General features: G+C 67.7%; 17 protein-coding genes. 11 read left to right on the top strand and 6 right to left on the bottom strand.

The window, feature by feature from the left end:
- The first annotated feature begins 41 nt into the window (after positions 1 to 41).
- The 3 genes from sfsA (at position 42) to BMX96_RS07135 (ending at position 2,788) form a co-directional block, all read left to right on the top strand.
- A complete protein-coding gene (gene sfsA, locus BMX96_RS07125) occupies positions 42 to 746 on the top strand; it encodes a DNA/RNA nuclease SfsA (protein ID WP_091844887.1) in 705 nt (234 codons plus the stop codon).
- A gap of 73 nt (positions 747 to 819) precedes the next feature.
- On the top strand, positions 820 to 1,632 hold the full coding sequence (gene map / locus BMX96_RS07130; protein WP_091844888.1) for a type I methionyl aminopeptidase: 813 nt from the start codon (positions 820 to 822) through the stop codon (positions 1,630 to 1,632).
- On the top strand, positions 1,625 to 2,788 hold the full coding sequence (locus BMX96_RS07135; protein ID WP_084140510.1) for an MFS transporter: 1,164 nt from the start codon (positions 1,625 to 1,627) through the stop codon (positions 2,786 to 2,788). The genes map and BMX96_RS07135 overlap by 8 nt, the downstream gene beginning before the upstream one ends.
- A gap of 100 nt (positions 2,789 to 2,888) precedes the next feature.
- Here the strand turns inward: BMX96_RS07135 and BMX96_RS07140 are convergent, their stop codons facing one another.
- From BMX96_RS07140 to dapA, 5 genes are all read right to left on the bottom strand, one after another.
- A complete protein-coding gene (locus BMX96_RS07140; RefSeq protein ID WP_091844889.1) occupies positions 2,889 to 4,073 on the bottom strand; it encodes an amino acid aminotransferase in 1,185 nt (394 codons plus the stop codon).
- Between the two features lie 3 nt (positions 4,074 to 4,076).
- Positions 4,077 to 4,931: a 3-mercaptopyruvate sulfurtransferase gene (gene sseA / locus BMX96_RS07145; RefSeq protein ID WP_091844890.1), complete on the bottom strand. Its 855-nt coding sequence runs from the start codon at positions 4,929 to 4,931 to the stop codon at positions 4,077 to 4,079.
- Positions 4,932 to 5,002: 71 nt separating this feature from the next.
- Positions 5,003 to 5,278: a hypothetical protein gene (locus BMX96_RS07150; protein ID WP_091844891.1), complete on the bottom strand. Its 276-nt coding sequence runs from the start codon at positions 5,276 to 5,278 to the stop codon at positions 5,003 to 5,005.
- A gap of 10 nt (positions 5,279 to 5,288) precedes the next feature.
- Positions 5,289 to 5,762 (bottom strand): SsrA-binding protein SmpB, encoded by a 474-nt coding sequence (smpB, locus tag BMX96_RS07155; protein ID WP_091844892.1) that lies wholly within the window; start codon positions 5,760 to 5,762, stop codon positions 5,289 to 5,291.
- A gap of 49 nt (positions 5,763 to 5,811) precedes the next feature.
- Positions 5,812 to 6,687, bottom strand: coding sequence for a 4-hydroxy-tetrahydrodipicolinate synthase (gene dapA / locus BMX96_RS07160; protein WP_091844893.1), 876 nt, complete (start codon positions 6,685 to 6,687; stop codon positions 5,812 to 5,814).
- Between the two features lie 127 nt (positions 6,688 to 6,814).
- Here dapA and BMX96_RS07165 point away from each other — a divergent pair, with 127 nt between their 5' ends.
- Positions 6,815 to 8,752 carry a lytic transglycosylase domain-containing protein gene (locus tag BMX96_RS07165; RefSeq protein WP_091844894.1) on the top strand — a complete coding sequence of 646 codons (1,938 nt, stop codon included), beginning with the start codon at positions 6,815 to 6,817 and terminating at the stop codon, positions 8,750 to 8,752.
- On the opposite strand, the gene BMX96_RS07170 is transcribed toward BMX96_RS07165, so the two are convergent.
- The gene (locus tag BMX96_RS07170) at positions 8,749 to 9,225 is read right to left on the bottom strand and encodes a hypothetical protein (RefSeq protein ID WP_175481678.1); all 477 of its coding nucleotides are present in this window, start codon (positions 9,223 to 9,225) and stop codon (positions 8,749 to 8,751) included. The two genes, BMX96_RS07165 and BMX96_RS07170, sit on opposite strands and share 4 nt — an antisense overlap.
- A gap of 109 nt (positions 9,226 to 9,334) precedes the next feature.
- Here BMX96_RS07170 and BMX96_RS07175 point away from each other — a divergent pair, with 109 nt between their 5' ends.
- From BMX96_RS07175 to BMX96_RS07205, 7 genes are all read left to right on the top strand, one after another.
- Entirely contained in the window at positions 9,335 to 11,074 is a 1,740-nt protein-coding gene (locus BMX96_RS07175) for a type I secretion system permease/ATPase (RefSeq protein WP_091844895.1), read from the top strand.
- A 74-nt stretch (positions 11,075 to 11,148) separates the two neighbouring features.
- A complete protein-coding gene (locus tag BMX96_RS07180; RefSeq protein ID WP_091845236.1) occupies positions 11,149 to 12,453 on the top strand; it encodes an HlyD family type I secretion periplasmic adaptor subunit in 1,305 nt (434 codons plus the stop codon).
- Between the two features lie 16 nt (positions 12,454 to 12,469).
- Positions 12,470 to 12,931 (top strand): RidA family protein, encoded by a 462-nt coding sequence (locus BMX96_RS07185; protein WP_091844896.1) that lies wholly within the window; start codon positions 12,470 to 12,472, stop codon positions 12,929 to 12,931.
- A complete protein-coding gene (locus BMX96_RS07190; RefSeq protein WP_091844897.1) occupies positions 12,928 to 13,689 on the top strand; it encodes a glycerophosphodiester phosphodiesterase family protein in 762 nt (253 codons plus the stop codon). Before BMX96_RS07185 ends, BMX96_RS07190 begins: the two co-directional genes overlap by 4 nt.
- Positions 13,690 to 13,721: 32 nt before the next feature.
- Positions 13,722 to 14,903 carry a GNAT family N-acetyltransferase gene (locus BMX96_RS07195; protein WP_091844898.1) on the top strand — a complete coding sequence of 394 codons (1,182 nt, stop codon included), beginning with the start codon at positions 13,722 to 13,724 and terminating at the stop codon, positions 14,901 to 14,903.
- Entirely contained in the window at positions 14,900 to 15,196 is a 297-nt protein-coding gene (locus BMX96_RS07200; RefSeq protein ID WP_091844899.1) for a 4a-hydroxytetrahydrobiopterin dehydratase, read from the top strand. Before BMX96_RS07195 ends, BMX96_RS07200 begins: the two co-directional genes overlap by 4 nt.
- Positions 15,193 to 16,116, top strand: a complete 924-nt coding sequence (locus BMX96_RS07205; RefSeq protein ID WP_091844900.1) for a mechanosensitive ion channel family protein — start codon at positions 15,193 to 15,195, stop codon at positions 16,114 to 16,116. Before BMX96_RS07200 ends, BMX96_RS07205 begins: the two co-directional genes overlap by 4 nt.
- The last annotated feature ends 18 nt before the right edge of the window (positions 16,117 to 16,134 follow it).

A 16,134-nucleotide genomic window follows, 5' to 3' on the forward strand; every position in this document is an offset into this window, starting at 1 on the left:
CGCTCCTTGAGGGTCGGTTGCCAGCGTTGTAGGCCCGGCCCATGCGCTTTCAAACCCCTCTTGTCCGCGCCCGGCTGGTCCGCCGCTGGAACCGTTTCCTGAGCGAGGCGACGCTCGAGGACGGGACGCTGGTGCGCGCCCACTGCCCCAACCCCGGCACGATGATGGGGCTGAACGCGCCAGGCACGCCGATCTGGCTGGAGCCGAACGACGACCCGAAGCGCAAACTGAAATACGGCTGGCGCCTGGTCGAGCTGGGGGACGGCGAATGGTCGGGCATCGACACCGCCGTGCCGAACCGCGTGGTCGGCGAAGCCCTGCGCGCCGGTCGGATCGCCGAGCTGGCCGCCTACCAGGGCGTGAAACCCGAGGTGAAATACGGGCAGAAAAGCCGCGTGGACTTCCTGCTGAGCCAGTCCGGCCTGCCCGATGCCTATGTCGAGGTGAAGAACGTCCACCTGCGCCGCAACGGCGACCTGGCCGAGTTTCCCGATTGCGTCACCGCCCGCGGCGCGCGGCACCTGGACGAACTGGCCGACATGGTGCGCCAGGGCCACCGGGCGGTGATGCTGTACCTGGTGCAGCGCACCGATTGCGCGGCCTTCGACCTGGCGCGCGACCTCGACCCGGGCTACGGCGCGGCCTTCGACCGGGCCCGGGCGGCGGGGGTCGAGGCGATCTGCTACGATACCGCCATCTCGACCGCGGCCATCACCCTGCGCCGCCCGCTACCCATCCGCGCCTGAACCGGCGGCGGGTGGTCAACGCCGCCCCGCGCGCCTATGTTCGCTGCGACGCAAAAAGACGAAAGCCAGACCCGTGGACGACACCAACCGTGGCCGCCTGACCAAGGACGGCATCCGCATCCATCACCCGGACGACTTCGCCGGCATGGCGAAGGCCGGTGCCCTTGCGGCCACCATCCTGGACGAGCTGATCCCCCACGTGCAGCCGGGCGTCACCACCGCCGCGCTGGACAAGATGATCGAGGACCGGATCGCGGCGGCCGGCGCGACCTCGGCCACCATCGGCTACAAGGGCTACCAGCACGCCAGCTGCATCAGCGTGAACCACGTGGTCTGCCACGGCATCCCCGGCGAGAAGGTCCTGAAGGACTGCGACATCCTGAACATCGACGTGACCGTGATCGTCGATGGCTGGTTCGGAGACACCAGCCGCATGTACGTGGCCGGCAAGCTCAGCCGCAAGGCCGACCGGCTATTGCAGGTGACGCACGACTCGCTGATGAAGGGCATCGAGGCCGCGAAGCCCGGCAACACCTTCGGCGATATCGGCCACGCGATCCAGAGCTACGTTGAAAGCCAGCGCATGTCGGTGGTTCGCGACTTCTGCGGCCACGGGCTGGGCCGGGTGTTCCACGCCCCGCCCAACGTGCTGCATTACGGTCGCCCCGGCACCGGTCCCGAGCTGGAAGAGGGCATGTTCTTCACCATCGAGCCCATGGTGAACCTCGGCCGACCCGAGACCAAGGTGCTGGCCGATGATTGGACCGCCGTGACCCGCGACAAGTCGCTGTCGGCGCAATACGAGCATTCCATCGGCATCCGTGCCGACGGGGCCGAGATCTTCACCCCCTCGCCCGCGGGCCGGTTCCACCCCACCTATGGATGACACGTCAGGCGGTCACCGCACGGTGATCTGGAGCCTCTCGGCCTCGAACTTCGTGATCGGGATGGGGGCCTTCGTGCTGATCGGGCTGGTCACGCCCATCGCCGACGACATGGACCTGTCCCCGCCGCGCGTGGGCGCGGCCATGACGACATATGCCATCGCCTACGCGTTGCTGTCGCCGTTCCTGGTGTCGCTGACCGGCGCGCTGGGGCGCCGCCGGGTGCTGGCGCTGGCGATGACGATTTTCGCCGGCGGCAACCTTCTGACCGCGCTGGCGCCGTCCGAGTTCGTTCTGCACCTGAGCCGCGTGGTCGCCGCGGCGGGCGCGGGGATGTTCACGCCCGTCACGTCCTCGGTCGCCGCCGCGCTGGCGCCGCCGCAGGCGCGCGGCCGGGCGCTGGCCAATGTGATCGTCGGCCTGACCGTGGCGCAGGTGCTGGGCGTGCCCGTGGGCAGCTTCGTGGGCTACACCTTCGGCTGGCGGGCCGGCTTCCTGATCGTCGTGGCGCTGGCGCTGCCCTGCCTGTGGCTGATCTGGACGCGCGTGCCCAAGGGGCTGGAGGTCGCGCCCGCGTCCCTGCGCCAGCTGGGCCGCACGCTGCTGGACGGGCCGGTGATCCTTGCGGTGCTGTTCACGGCCAGCTTCCTGGGCTCGGTCTACGTGCTCTACACCTACCTTGCGCCGCTCCTGGAGCAGACCATGGGCTTCGGCCGCAACGGCGTGACCGCCGCGCTGGTGGTCTTCGGCCTGGGCGCGGTGATGGGCAACATCCTGGGCGGACGCATGACCGACCGGTTGGGGCCGGTCCGCACGCTGGTGATCCTCAGCTCGGCCCAGATCCTGGTGATGCCGGTCTTCTCGCTGCTGCCGGTGCCCGCGCCCGCCCTGTTCGCGCTGCTGCTGGTCTGGTCGATCTTCGGCTGGTCCTTCATGGCCGGGCAGCAGGTGCGCATCATCGGGCTGAACCCCGGGGCGGCGAGCGTGATCCTGTCGCTGAACGCAGCGGCGATCTACGTGGGCGCGGCGCTGGGCTCGGCCGTGGGCGCGTCGGTCCTGGGCGGGTTCGGCATCGGTGCGCTGGGGCTCGCGGCGGGGCTGTGCGCGGTCGTGCCCCTTCTCCACGTCCTGGTGTCGCGCTGGATCTCGGGGCGTTGAGCACGCGGCAGACGGTGCGCCGGAGTATTTGAAGACCAGTGATGCAATGGGCCGCGGCGCTTCGACCCCGCCGGGATGCGAGCCGGGCCTCGCGCGCGGGTCAGAGGCCGGCGGCGACCATGGCGCGGGCCAGCTGCGGCACCGTTTTCGTGCTCAGGCCCGCCAGGTTCACCCGGCCGTCGCACACCATGTAGATCCCGTGATCGCGGCGCATGGTGGCGACCTGTTCGGGCGTGGCGGGCAGGCGCGAGAACATGCCCTTCTGCGCGGCGAGCCCGTCGAACCGGTCGGAATTGGTCTGCCGGCGCAATTCCTCGGCGAGGGTGCCGCGCAGGTCGCGGATGCGGTCGCGCATATGCGCCAGTTCCTGCTGCCACGCGTTGCGCAGCGGTCGGTCGGTCAGCACCATGGTCACCAGCCGCGCGCCGTGGTCGGGCGGGAAGCTGTAGTTCTGGCGATTCAGATGCTCCAGCGTGCCCTGCGCGCGCCGCGCCATGGTCGCATCGGGCGCGAGCGCCACGAGCAGCCCCACCCGTTCGCGGTAGAGCCCGAAATTCTTCGAGCAGCTGGCGGCGATCAGCATCTCGGGCAGCTGGCGCGCGAGGTGCCGCAGGCCGGCGACGTCGGCGTCGAGCCCGTCACCGAAGCCCTGGTAAGCCAGGTCGACCATGGGGATCGCGCCGCGGTCCGACAGGATTTTCGCGATACGCTCCCAAAGCGCCATGTCGGGATCGGCGCCGGTGGGGTTGTGGCAGCAGCCGTGCAGCAGCACCACGTCTCCCTTGGCGAGGCCCGCCAGGTCAGCGGCCATGCCGTCCGCGTCGACGGCGCCGGTGGCGGGGTCGTAGTAGCGGTAGGTTCGATGCGGGCGGCCCAGATGCGCGAGGATCGACAGGTGGTTGGGCCAGGTGGGCTCGGGCACCCAGACGGTCGCCTCGGGCGCGGCGAGGCCGACCAGTTCCAGTCCCTGCCGCACGGCGCCGGTTCCGCCGGGCGTGGCGATGGCCGCGCGCCGGTCGCGGCCCGCCGCATCGCCCAGCACCAGGTCACCCAGCGCGGCGGCAAAGGCCGGATCGCCGGCCAGCCCGGTATAGGACTTGGATTTCTGCACTTCCCAGAGCGCCAGCTCGGCCTGCTTGATCGCGCCCATGACCGGGGTGATCCCAGCATCGTCGCGGTAGACGCCCACGCCCAGGTCCAGCTTGTCGCCACGCGGATCGGCGGCGAAGTCCTGCATCAGCGACAGGATCTTGTCCGCGGGCTGTTCGGCAAGCCGGCCCAGCATGGCCTAGGCGTCGCCCGTCGCGACGGGCATGTCCTCGTAGGCGCCCCATTCCGACCACGACCCGTCGTAGAGCGACCAGTCCGCGTGGCCCAGCCGCGCGAGGCCCAGCGCCAGCACCGCCGCCGTGACGCCCGACCCGCAGGTGGTAATCACGGGTCGATCCAGGTCGATGCCCGCAGACTCGAACGCGGCGCGCAGACCGTCCGTGTCCTTCATCGTGCCGTCATCGTTCAGAAGGTGCGTGAAAGGCAGATTCTTCGAGCCCGGGATATGCCCCGCGCGCAGGCCGGGGCGCGGCTCGGGCGCTTCGCCGCGAAACCGCTCGGGCGCGCGGGCGTCGAGGATCTGCGGCTCGGCCAGCTTCTGCGCGGCGGCCACCTGCGTCACGTCCCGTATCAGCGCGTTCTGGCGGCTGACGGTCATGTGCCGGTCGCGCACGATGGGGGCCATGTCCTCGACATTCCGTGCTTCGGCCTTCCACTTGGGCAGGCCGCCGTCCAGCACGGCGACATCCGTCTTGCCCATCAGGCGGAACAACCACCAGACACGCGCGGCCGAGAACAGCCCGGCGCCGTCGTAGACCACCACCTGGTGCCCGTCGCCCACGCCCAGCGCGCGCATCCGCGACACGAATTTCTCGACCGGTGGGGCCATGTGCGGCAGGTCCGACCGCTGGTCCGAGATCTCGTCGATGTCGAAGAACCGCGCCCCCGGGATATGCGCCGCGTCGTACTCGGCGCGCGGGTCGCGCCCCGCGTCGGGCATGTACCAGCTGGCATCGAGGATCCGCAGGTCTGGATCTTCGATATGCTTGGCCAGCCAATCGGTGGAAACCAGGGTTCGGGGATCGTCGCGCATGAAGGGCCCTTGCCGCTAGAGTGTCCGCTTCTGAGTAGAAGAGGCCGCGCCAAGAGGCAATGGCGCAGCGCTTAGCGGGCCATGAGGTTGCGCAGGCCGCCCACCAGAGCCACGAAGGCCGCCCCGCCGGCGAGCGCGACCAGCAGCGCGGGCCACTGCGTATACAGGTCGCCCGAAAGCGCGGGGTCGGCGCCGGGGAGCAGCAGAACCCGCAATTGCTGCGCCAGCCCGCCGCCCGCGACGCCGACGACGGCGTTCACCGGAAATCCGAAATCCAGGCGGCGCACCAGGCGCCCCGCCAGCGCGCCGCCCAGGGCGCCGAGGAGGATGACCGGAAGAAGGGCCATCGCCGGCGCGCTATCCCAGATCCTTCAGCAGCCGCTGCTTCTGGCGTTGCCAGTCGCGCTTGGCCGCGGTTTCGCGCTTGTCGGGGGCCTTCTTGCCCTTGGCGATGCCGATCTTCACCTTGGCGATGCCGCGGTGGTTGAAATAAAGGACCAGCGGCACGAGCGTCATGCCCTTGCGCTGCGTCTCGTTCCACAGCCGGGCCAGTTCGCGCCGGTTGACCAGCAGCTTGCGGCGGCGCCGGTCCTCGTGGCCGAACATCGCGGGGTCGTAGGGCGCGATATAGCTGTTCACCAGCCACAGCTCGCCATCCTCGACCGCGGCATAGCTTTCGGCGATGTTCGACTGCCCGGTCCGCAGCGATTTCACCTCGGATCCCTGCAGCACGATCCCGCATTCCACGTCATCCTCGATGGCGTAGTCGTAGCGGGCGCGCCGGTTCTCGGCGATCACCTTGTAGTTCGGATTGTCCTTGGGCTTGGCCATGGCGACCGAGATAGGGATGCGCGCCGCCGCTGTCCAGCGGCGCGCGGGTTCAGCCCAGCAGGCCCAGCCGTTCCATCTCGGATTTCAGCATCAGCTTGGTGCCGTCCGTCAGCCCGACCAGCGGCAGGCGCACGTCCTCGCGGCAGCGGCCCAGAAGCGACAGGCCGTATTTCGCGCCCACCAGCCCCGGCTCGGCGAAGACGGCCTTGTGCAGCGGCAGAAGCCTGTCCTGCAATTCGAGCGCGCGGGCCCAGTCGCCGTTCAGCGTGGCGGTCTGGAACTCAGAGCAGAGCTTGGGCGCGATGTTGGCGGTGACGCTGATGCAGCCCACGCCGCCATGAACGTTGAAGCCCAGCGCCGATGCATCCTCGCCCGACAGCTGGCAGAAGTCGGGTCCGCAGGCGGCGCGCTGTTCGCTGACGCGCACGATGTCGCCGGTGCTGTCCTTCACACCGACGATGCGCGGCAGCTCGGCCAGGCGCGCCATGGTGTCGACCTTCATGTCCACGACCGACCGGCCGGGGATGTTGTAGATGATGATCGGCAGGTCGGCGGCGTCGTGGACGGCCTTGAAATGCTGGTAGAGCCCCTCCTGCGTGGGCTTGTTGTAATAGGGCGTGACCACCAGCGCGGCATCGGCGCCGACCGAGGCGGCGTGCTGGATCAGGCCGATGCCCTCGGCGGTGTTGTTGGACCCGCACCCGGCGATCACGGGGACCCGGCCGGCCGCCGCCTTGACGACCTCGGCGACCACGGTCTCGTGCTCGTCGTGGCTCAGCGTCGGGGTCTCGCCGGTCGTGCCCACGGGGACGAAGCCATGCGTGCCCTGCTCCACGTGCCAGTCGACCAGACGTTTCAGGGCGTCGAGATCCAGCTGGCCGTCCTTGAACGGCGTGACCAGTGCGACGATAGAACCCCTGAACATGCTGCGTGCTCCCTTGCTGGCGGTGGCGGGCGGCCCCGCGGTTGCGCGCCGCCCCTATACGCGCGCCCGGGCGTGTTGCCAAGTTCGTGTCTTGGCCAAGGCCGGGCCGCGGCATATGTTTCCTCGGATGCTGCTGCGCCCCCTGATCCTTGCCGTCTCGCTTTGGGCGGCCCCGAGCCACGCGCAGGTCGCGGCGCCCGAGCCCATCGCCTCGGACCCGTCCGCGGGCCTGGCCCAGGCGTTCGCCGAGCTGCGTGCGGGCAGCTTCACCGACGCGCTGGACGCCGCCGCGCGGTCGGGGCCTGTGGCGCGCGACGTGATCGAGTGGCTGCGCCTGCGCGAGGGACAAGGCAGCTTCGACGACGCGCTGTCGTTCCTGACGCGCAATCCCGACTGGCCGGGACTCGATCTGCTGCGCCGCCGTGCCGAGTCGAACCTGCCCGACATCATCGCCGATGCCGATGCCGCCGAGCGGGTGCTGGCCTTCTTCGACGGCACGCCGCCCGCCACCGGCCAGGGCACCGTCGCGCTTGTCCAGGCCTACCAGATGCTGGGCCGCGAAGGCGACGCCGAAGCGCAGGCGGCCCTTGCCTGGGTCGAACGGTCCATGACCTCCGAGGCCGAGCGCTGGCTCCTGTCGCGCTACGCCGAACTGCTCGAGCCGCTGGAGCCGCAGCGGATGGAGCAGATGTTCTGGGACGGCGCCGACGTGGCGCTGCGGCGCGCCATCGCGCGCGACAGCGATACCGAGGCCGCGCGGGTGGCGCAGGCGCGGCTGAGCAACCGGGTGCCCGACGACCTGGAGGACGATCCCGGCGTGCGCCACCACGCGTTCCGGCAAGCCATGCGGGGACGCGATTTCGACGAGGCGCAGGACATCATCCTGTCCGCCTCGACCGACGCCGAGGGGCTGGGCCGTCCGCAGGCCTGGGCGCGGGACCGGCGGGACCTGGCACGGCGGCTCATGCGCGCGGGCGAACCGGCGCAGGCCTACGCCGTCGCGTCTTCGCACTGGCTGGAATCCGGTTCGGACTACGCCGACCTGGAGTGGCTGTCCGGGTTCCTGTCGCTGCGCCGGCTGGATCAGCCCGAACGCGCGGTGAGCCATTTCCGGCGGTTCGCCACGGCGGTCGAGACGCCGATCTCGCTGGGCCGTGCGGGCTATTGGACCGGGCGGGCGCTCGAGGCCGCGGGCCGCGAGGACGAGGCGCAGACGGCCTACGGCGTCGGCGCGCAGTTCCAGACCAGCTTCTACGGCCTGCTCGCCGCCGAACGCCTGGGCCTGTCCATCGACCCCACGCTGACGGGGCGCGAGCCTTTCCCGCCCTTCGCCGATGCGACCTTCCGGGGCAGCACGGTGTTCGAGGCGGGTCTGGCCCTGCTCGCAGCCGGGGAGCGTGACCTGGGCGAGCGGTTCCTGACCCACCTGACCGAGAGCCTCGAGAGACCCGATATCGGCACGCTGGCCAATCTGGTCCTGGGTTTGGGCGAACCGCATGTCGCATTGCTGATTGCCAAGCGCGCGGCCCGCGCTGGCCTGACCCTGCCGCACGCCTATTTCCCGGTGGTCGAACTTGGCGTCGAGAATATGCCCGTGTCGGCGGAACTGGCGTTGGCCATCGCGCGCCGCGAGAGCGAATTCGATCCCGGCGTGACCTCGGGCGTGGGAGCTCAGGGGTTGATGCAGCTGATGCCCGGCACCGCGCAGGACGTGGCCCGCGCGCTCAGCCTGCCCTACCAGCGCGCACGCCTTTACAGCGACCCGAGCTACAATGCGACGTTGGGAACGGGCTACCTGGCCGGGCTGATCGACCGCTTCGGCGACAACCCGGTGCTGGTCTCGGCGGGCTATAATGCCGGGCCGGGACGGCCCGCGTCGTGGATCGAGGACAACGGCGACCCGCGCGATCCGGACGTGGACGTCGTCGACTGGATCGAGATGATCCCATTCGACGAGACACGCAACTACGTCATGCGGGTGGCCGAATCGATCCCGGTCTACAGCGCGCGTCTTTCGGGTCGCTCTGCCCCGTTGGAATTCACCGATCTGCTGAAAGGACGCTAGTCAGCTTCAGGATCGGCGGATTCTTGTGGCTCGACGGTGTCGGTGATGCCGATCTCGGATGCGGTGGCCACGGTGCCGACCGCGGCGTTGCTGGGACAGCGTTCGTACTTGAAAGCATATCCGTTCCAGATCAGGAACAGCCCGCCATCGGCTGCGGTCATGAACATGGCCCGGTCGCTCCAGCTGCGCGTCCGGGTCTGCGATTCGCCGTCGATTTCAACCTGTTCGTCTGACGAGCAGGCCATGTCGTAAAGGATGGCTTCCATGTCGCGGACATTAACCGGGGTCGTCATCTCACACCGACTTTCGACACCGAAAAGAACGTTGTCCTCGATCTTCAATGCACTGGCCGGCGTATCGGTGAAGGCGCATTCGGCGGTGGGGTTCGCCCGCCACAAACCATCGTAGGCGCCGGCAATTCCTTGCCCACCGGCGACCAGGCAAAAGGCACAAATCTTGCCGAAATGCTTCATTCATTCCTCCCCTTTGTGGACAATCGGTCGGGAGACCGTTGCCAGTGCTCATTAAGGACAGATAAACACCAGCCAGGCAAATCATACGCCAAATCCTGGAGCACCCCCCGTGAGACCCAGCATCGATACCCGCCGCGGCTTGGACGAACTACGTCAGACGCGTGCAGAAAGCCGGCGTCTATTCTGGGCGGTCGGCGTTTTCAGCCTGTTTGTGAACCTGCTGATGCTCACCGGTCCGCTTTACATGTTGCAAGTCTACGACCGCGTTCTCGGTTCCCGGTCCGAGGCGACTCTGGTCGCATTGACGGCGCTGATGGCGTTCCTGTTCCTTATCATGGGCGTACTGGATTTTGCCCGTGGCCGAATTTTGGCGCGGGTGGGGGCGCGGTTCCAATCCAATCTGGATCGCAGGGTGTTCGCGGCGATGGTGCGCAAGGCCGCCATCGCGCCAGACTCCGAGTCCGAGCAAAATAACCTGCGGGACCTGGAATCAGTGCAGCGCCTCTTGTCCTCTCCGGTGCTGACCGCGTTCTTCGACATGCCTTGGACGCCGATCTTCCTGATCGTGATCGCGATCCTGCATCCCTGGCTCGGGCTGCTGGCGCTTTTCGGATCGCTCGTGCTGATCGGGATCGCCGTCCTGAACCAGATTTACACGATTCGCCCGCAGGCCATGGCCAGCGCGGTCAATATCCGCGCGGAACGGATGTCCGAACAGATCCGGCAAGAGGCCGAGATGGTCCGGTCGCTTGGCATGCAGCAAGCCACGTTCAGCCGCTGGCAGCAACTGCGGGAGAACTCGCTGAGTGAAACCATCTCGGCCAGCGACATGGGCGGACGCTTCACCACGATGACCAAGACCTTCAGGCTGTTTCTCCAATCCTTGATGCTGGGCGTGGGTGCCTACCTGGTATTGCAGAACCAGATGACGGCGGGCGGTATGATCGCGGGCTCGATCCTGCTGGGTCGCGCGCTTGCGCCGGTCGATCTGGCACTCGGGCAATGGGCCCTGGTGCAGCGCGCCCAGCAGGGCTGGCGCAATCTCGCCGAATTGCTTTCGACGGTGGGCGAAGAGCCGCAGCGCACCGCGCTGCCACGCCCCAAGGCCAACCTCTCAGTGAACCAGGTCACGATCATCCCCCCCGGTCAGAACCAGGCATCCGTCCGGATGGTGTCGTTCGACCTGAAACCGGGCGAATCTCTGGGCATCATCGGGCCTTCGGGCTCGGGCAAGTCGACACTGGCCCGCGCCATCGTCGGCGTCTGGCGGGTTGCGGGCGGCAAGATTCGGCTCGACGGCGCATCACTGGACCAGTTCGAACCCGACGTCCTGGGGCAGCATATCGGCTATCTTCCCCAGCGCGTGCAGCTGTTCGACGGCACCATCGCCCAGAACATCGCACGGATGCAGCCCGACGCCCGTGACGAGGACATCGTCGCAGCCGCGCAGAAAGCCGCGGTCCACGAGATGATCCTGCAACTGCCCGATGGCTACGACACGCAGGTCAGCACAGCCGGCGGTCGCCTGTCGGGCGGGCAAATCCAGCGCATCGGTCTGGCCCGCGCCATGTATGGTGATCCCGTCCTCCTCGTTCTGGACGAGCCGAACTCGAACCTCGACAATGAGGGCTCGAACGCCATGAACCGGTCGATGGAAATGTTGAAAGAAGCCGGCGGAGCGGTAATCATCATGGCGCACAGGCCCTCGGCCATCCAGACCTGCGAAAAGCTGCTGGTGATGGATGGCGGGATGCGCCGCGCCTTCGGACCGAAAGAGGAAGTGCTTCGCGAGATGGTCAAGAACCACAAGCAGCTGATCGACGGGCCGCAGGTTGGGGGCGTGTCGTGAAGCCCCCCGCCAAGGCGCCGGTTGGCAAGATCGAGCCCGTCAAGCAACGCCCCGACCAGGCGCGCAAGGCAGCCATGGCCGAGACCAGTCGACGCTGGACCGCGCGCTGGCCGCTGACGGTGGGCGTGCTGGCGCTGACCCTTCTTGTGGGCGGCCTGGGCAGCTGGGCCTTCATGACCGAGATCTCCGGCGCGATCATCGCCACCGGCCAGGTCGAGGTCGAGCGGAATCGCCAGGTCGTCCAGCACCCCGACGGCGGAGTCGTCACCGAGATCCTGGTGAACGAGGGCGATCGCGTCGAGGCAGGCGACCCGCTGATCCTGCTGGACACGGTTCTTCTGAACACCCAGTTGGCCACCGCACGCGGCCAGCTGTCCGAGCTTCTCGCCCGGCAGGCCCGGCTTGAGGCCGAGCGTGACAATGCGGACGAAATCGATTTCTCGGAGCTGATTGAATTCGCCGGCGACACGGAAGAGGCCCAGGAACTCATGCAGGGCCAGTCCAACCTGTTTCAGGCCAGGAACGAGAACCGCACCCAGCTGGTCCGCCAGCTGAACGGGCGCCGCGCGCAGATCGACCGCCAGATCGACGGGATCACCGCCCAGCGCGACGCGCTCGAAGTGCAATTGGGGCTGATCCAGACCGAACTCGAGGATCAGCAGAGCCTTCTCGACCAGGGGCTGACCCAGGCCAGCCGCGTGTCGTCCCTGCGCCGGGAGGAAGCCCGGCTCCTGGGCCAGGTCGGCGAGTTGGAAGCATCTGCCGGCGAGGCGGCCGAGCGCATCAGCGAAATAGAGGTCCAGCTTCTGACGCTGGATACCCAGCGCCGCGAAGAGGCCATCACCCAGCTGCGGGATCTGCAGTTCCGCGAGGTCGAGTTTCGCGAGCGGGCGAATGCCCTGCAGGAACAACTCAGCCGCACCGCCATCACCGCGCCTGTCTCCGGCGTGGTATACGGCCTGACAGTCTTCGCAGAACGCAGCGTTGTCCGGCCCGCCGATCCGATCCTTTACATCGTGCCGCAGGATCGGCCCTTGATCATCGCCGCCCAGGTGGACCCCATCCACATCGACCAGGTCGACGTGGGGCAGGAGGTGTCCGTTCGCCTGTCGGCCTTCGACGCGCGAACCACGCCGGAACTGTTCGGAACGGTCACCCAGGTATCGGCCGACAGCTTCACGGACGAGGGCAGCCGTTCGTCCTTCTACCGCGCTGAGATTGCCCTGAACCCGGGCGAGCTCGATCGCCTGCCACCGGAACGTGTCCTGATCCCCGGCATGCCGGTGGAGACCTTTCTGCAGACCGAGGATCGGACGCCGATCGCCTACCTGGTGAAGCCGCTGACCGACTATTTCAACCGCGCCTTCCGCGAGAGCTGAGACAGGAGAGCCCCCGATGAACACGATCGAGACACGCCTTGCCGACCTTGGGGTCACCCTGCCCGATGCGCCTGCGCCCGCGGCCAATTACGTTCCCTACGTTCAGGTCGGCGACCTGGTGCATGTCTCAGGCCAGATCAGCATGCAGGATGGCCAGATGATGACCGGCAAGCTGGGCGACACCGTGTCGGTCGAGGACGGCGCCCGGGCCGCCCGGGCCTGCGCGATCAGCCTGCTGGCGCAGCTGAAGGCCGCGTGCGACGGCGACATCGACCGTCTGGTCCGGGTGGTGAAGCTGACGGGCTTCGTGAACTCCACCGCCGATTTCACCGACCAGCCCAAGGTGATCAACGGTGCGTCCGATTTCCTGGTCGAGGCGCTGGGCGATGCGGGGCGGCACGCCCGCTCGGCCGTCAGCGCGGGATCCCTGCCCCTTGGCGTCTCGGTCGAGATCGAAGCGATCTTCCAAGTCCGGTGACCCTGCCCCGCACCTTTCTCGATCGTCCCCTGGCGCATCGCGGTCTTCACGACCTGTCCGCGGGCGTGGTCGAAAACAGCATGGCCGCGTTCGAAGCGGCGGCCGACGCCGCCTACGGGATCGAGCTGGACGTCCAGATCAGCGCCGATGGCGTGCCCGTCGTGTTCCACGATCACACGCTGGACCGCGTCACCGACCGTACGGGTCCGGTGAATGCCCTGACCGTCGAAACGCTGGGCAAGACCCGGTTGGCGGGCAGTGACGACACGATCCTGACGCTGGAACAGGTTCTGGACCAGCTAGGCAACCGCACGCCCGTCGTGGTCGAGATCAAGGACCAGTCCGACAGCGCGCTGGCGGGCGCCGCGCTGGACCAGGAGACCGGGCGCGTCCTGCGCGCCGCGCGCGACCGCCACGGCAGCGACGTGGCCGTGATGTCCTTCAACCCGCAGTACATCGTCGGGCTGTCGTGGCTGGGCGAGGATATTCCGCGCGGCATCACCTCGGGCACGATCGACGATTACGCGACCGACCTGCCCGAACAGGTGCGGCGCGACCTGGCCGCGAACCTGTATTACGAGGCCGCCGGCGCCGGGTTCGTCAGCCACAATCACCGCGACCTCGCCAATCCGCGCATCGCCGAGCTGAAGGCAAGAGGTGCCGCGATCCTGTGCTGGACGGTGCGAAATGCATCCGAGGCCAAGACCGCCCTGCGCATCGCCGACAACATCACGTTCGAGGGCTTTCGCCCCGCTTGAACCCTGCGGGCACCGGCCCAGTTATCCACCCCATGGATGACACCCCGATCGAGCTGCGCGCCCATGCCAGCCTGTCCGAAATCGACCCCGCCGAATGGGATGCCTGCGCCTGCCCCGAGGCGGCGGAGGGCCGACCGCGTGATCCGTTCACCACGCACCGCTTCCTGCTGGCGCTGGAAGAGTCGGGTTCGGTCGGGCCCGGCACCGGCTGGCAGCCGCAATACCTTGCCGTGCGGCAGAGTGACCGGCTGATCGCCTGCGCGCCGCTTTACGCCAAGGGGCACAGCCAGGGCGAGTATATCTTCGACCACAACTGGGCCCACGCCTACGAGCGCGCGGGTGGACGGTACTACCCCAAGCTGCAGATCGCCGTGCCCTTCACCCCCGCCACCGGCCGCCGCCTGCTGGTGCGCGAAGGATATGAGGAGACGGGCCGCGCCGCCCTGTTGCAAGGCGCGCTGCGCATCGCCACCGACAACGGCCTGTCGTCGCTGCACATCACCTTCTGCACCGAGGCCGAGGCAATCGCGGGCGAGGATATGGGCCTGCTGCGCCGCGCTGGGCAGCAATACCACTGGCTCGACGACGGCTACGGCGATTTCGGCGGCTTCCTGGCCGCGCTGAGTTCGCGCAAGCGCAAGAACATCCGCAAGGAACGCGCCACCGCGCAGGCCTTCGGCGGTGAGATCGTGCACCTGACCGGCGACCAGATCGAGCCGCACCACTGGGACGCTTTCTGGCGGTTCTACCAGGACACCGGCGCGCGCAAGTGGGGCACGCCCTACCTGACGCGCGACTTCTTCGACCGCGCGCACGAGACCCTGCGCGACGACATCCTGCTGATCCTTGCCCAGCGCGACGGCGTGCCCATCGCGGGCGCCCTGAACCTGATCGGGCGCGAAACGCTTTATGGCCGCTACTGGGGCTGCGTCGAGGATCACAACGCGCTGCATTTCGAACTTTGCTACTACCAGGCCATCGACTGGGCGCTGGCCCACGGCCTGACCCGGGTCGAGGCGGGCGCGCAGGGCGAACACAAGCTGGCGCGCGGCTATCTGCCCGTGCCCACCCATTCGCTGCACTGGATGGCCGACGAAGGCTTTTCGCGCGCCGTCGCCGACTACCTCGAGGCCGAGCGGCGCGCCGTGGACGAGGAGATCGAGGTGCTGACCAGCTACGGCCCGTTCCGCAAGGTTGAAGGAGAGCCAGAATGACCGAGAAACTTGAAAAGGGCGCCCGCGACGAGGCGCTGTCGCCGCTGAAAGACGCCGGCTGGGAGATGGCCGCTGACCGCGACGCGATCACCAAGACCTTCCGCTTCGACAGTTTCGTCGACGCCTTCGGCTGGATGGCGCGGGCCGCGATCCTGGCCGAAAAGATGAACCACCACCCGGAATGGTTCAACGTTTACAACAAGGTAACCGTCACATTGACAACCCATGACGCCGGTGGTCTGTCGCATCTCGATATCGACCTTGCCAACAAGATGGACACGCTCTCGCGATGATCGAAACGATCCTGAACACGCCGCTGATGAACGGCACCTCCTTGGGCGACCTGCTGTCGCTGGAATTCCTGATCGCGCTTCTGGGCGACGTGCTGACCGCCATCGTGATCCTGATCATCGGTTACCTGCTGGGCGGCTGGGCCGGGCGGCGCATCCGCTCGATCGGCACCAAGGGCAAGCACCTGGACGAGACGCTGTTCAACTTCCTGGGCAACATCGTCCGCTACGTCTTCATCGGCTTCTCGTTCCTGTTCGTGCTGAACACCTTCGGGGTGCAGACGACCAGCGTCGTCGCCGTCATCGGTGCCGCCGGTCTTGCCATCGGCCTTGCCCTGCAGGGAACACTGTCGAACGTGGCGGCGGGCGTGATGATCATCTTCTTCCGCCCCATCAAGAACGGCGATTTCGTCGAGATCTCCGGCCAGATGGGCACGGTCAAGGACATCTCGCTGAACTTCACCGAGCTGGCCAGTATCGGCAACGTGCAGATCATCATCCCCAACTCGCAGGTCTGGGGAAACACCATCGTCAACTACTCGGTCTACGAAACCCGGCGGGCGGAGTGGACCTTCGGCGTGGGCTACGGCGCCAACCTGGCGCAGGCCGAGAAGGTCATCCGCGACACGATCATGGCCGACGAACGCTCCATGTCCGAGCCCGAGCCCTTCATCCAGATCAACAACCTGGGCGACTCGTCGTGCGATTTCCTGGTGCGGGTGTGGTGCAACTCGGCGGACTATTTCGGCTACCAGGCCGACATGAAGCGCCGCGTGAAGGAAGAACTCGACCGCAATGGCGTGCCGATCCCGTTCCCCACGCGCACCGTCTGGATGAACGAGGGCGACAGCCCCACGCCCCACCACGGTCTGACCTCGTCCAGCGACGAGGACGTGGTCAAGGCCGACTCCGAGCTGACCTGAGGCCAGACCGGAGACGCG

This window comes from Palleronia pelagia (assembly GCF_900110115.1).
In the GTDB taxonomy this organism is placed as follows: Bacteria; Pseudomonadota; Alphaproteobacteria; order Rhodobacterales; family Rhodobacteraceae; genus Palleronia; species Palleronia pelagia.

Bases quoted from the DNA above. Each gene is read 5' to 3' on its own strand.
- smpB (WP_091844892.1), bottom strand. From the start codon at position 5,762: ATGGCCAAGCCCAAGGACAATCCGAACTACAAGGTGATCGCCGAGAAC.
- BMX96_RS07180 (WP_091845236.1), top strand. From the start codon at position 11,149: ATGGCCGAGACCAGTCGACGCTGGACCGCGCGCTGGCCGCTGACGGTG.
- BMX96_RS07195 (WP_091844898.1), top strand. From the start codon at position 13,722: ATGGATGACACCCCGATCGAGCTGCGCGCCCATGCCAGCCTGTCCGAA.
- sseA (WP_091844890.1), bottom strand. From the start codon at position 4,931: ATGCGCGACGATCCCCGAACCCTGGTTTCCACCGATTGGCTGGCCAAG.
- BMX96_RS07150 (WP_091844891.1), bottom strand. From the start codon at position 5,278: ATGGCCCTTCTTCCGGTCATCCTCCTCGGCGCCCTGGGCGGCGCGCTG.
- sfsA (WP_091844887.1), top strand. From the start codon at position 42: ATGCGCTTTCAAACCCCTCTTGTCCGCGCCCGGCTGGTCCGCCGCTGG.
- BMX96_RS07170 (WP_175481678.1), bottom strand. From the start codon at position 9,225: ATGAAGCATTTCGGCAAGATTTGTGCCTTTTGCCTGGTCGCCGGTGGG.
- BMX96_RS07135 (WP_084140510.1), top strand. From the start codon at position 1,625: ATGGATGACACGTCAGGCGGTCACCGCACGGTGATCTGGAGCCTCTCG.
- BMX96_RS07140 (WP_091844889.1), bottom strand. From the start codon at position 4,073: ATGCTGGGCCGGCTTGCCGAACAGCCCGCGGACAAGATCCTGTCGCTG.
- BMX96_RS07200 (WP_091844899.1), top strand. From the start codon at position 14,900: ATGACCGAGAAACTTGAAAAGGGCGCCCGCGACGAGGCGCTGTCGCCG.
- dapA (WP_091844893.1), bottom strand. From the start codon at position 6,687: ATGTTCAGGGGTTCTATCGTCGCACTGGTCACGCCGTTCAAGGACGGC.
- BMX96_RS07205 (WP_091844900.1), top strand. From the start codon at position 15,193: ATGATCGAAACGATCCTGAACACGCCGCTGATGAACGGCACCTCCTTG.
- BMX96_RS07185 (WP_091844896.1), top strand. From the start codon at position 12,470: ATGAACACGATCGAGACACGCCTTGCCGACCTTGGGGTCACCCTGCCC.
- BMX96_RS07165 (WP_091844894.1), top strand. From the start codon at position 6,815: ATGCTGCTGCGCCCCCTGATCCTTGCCGTCTCGCTTTGGGCGGCCCCG.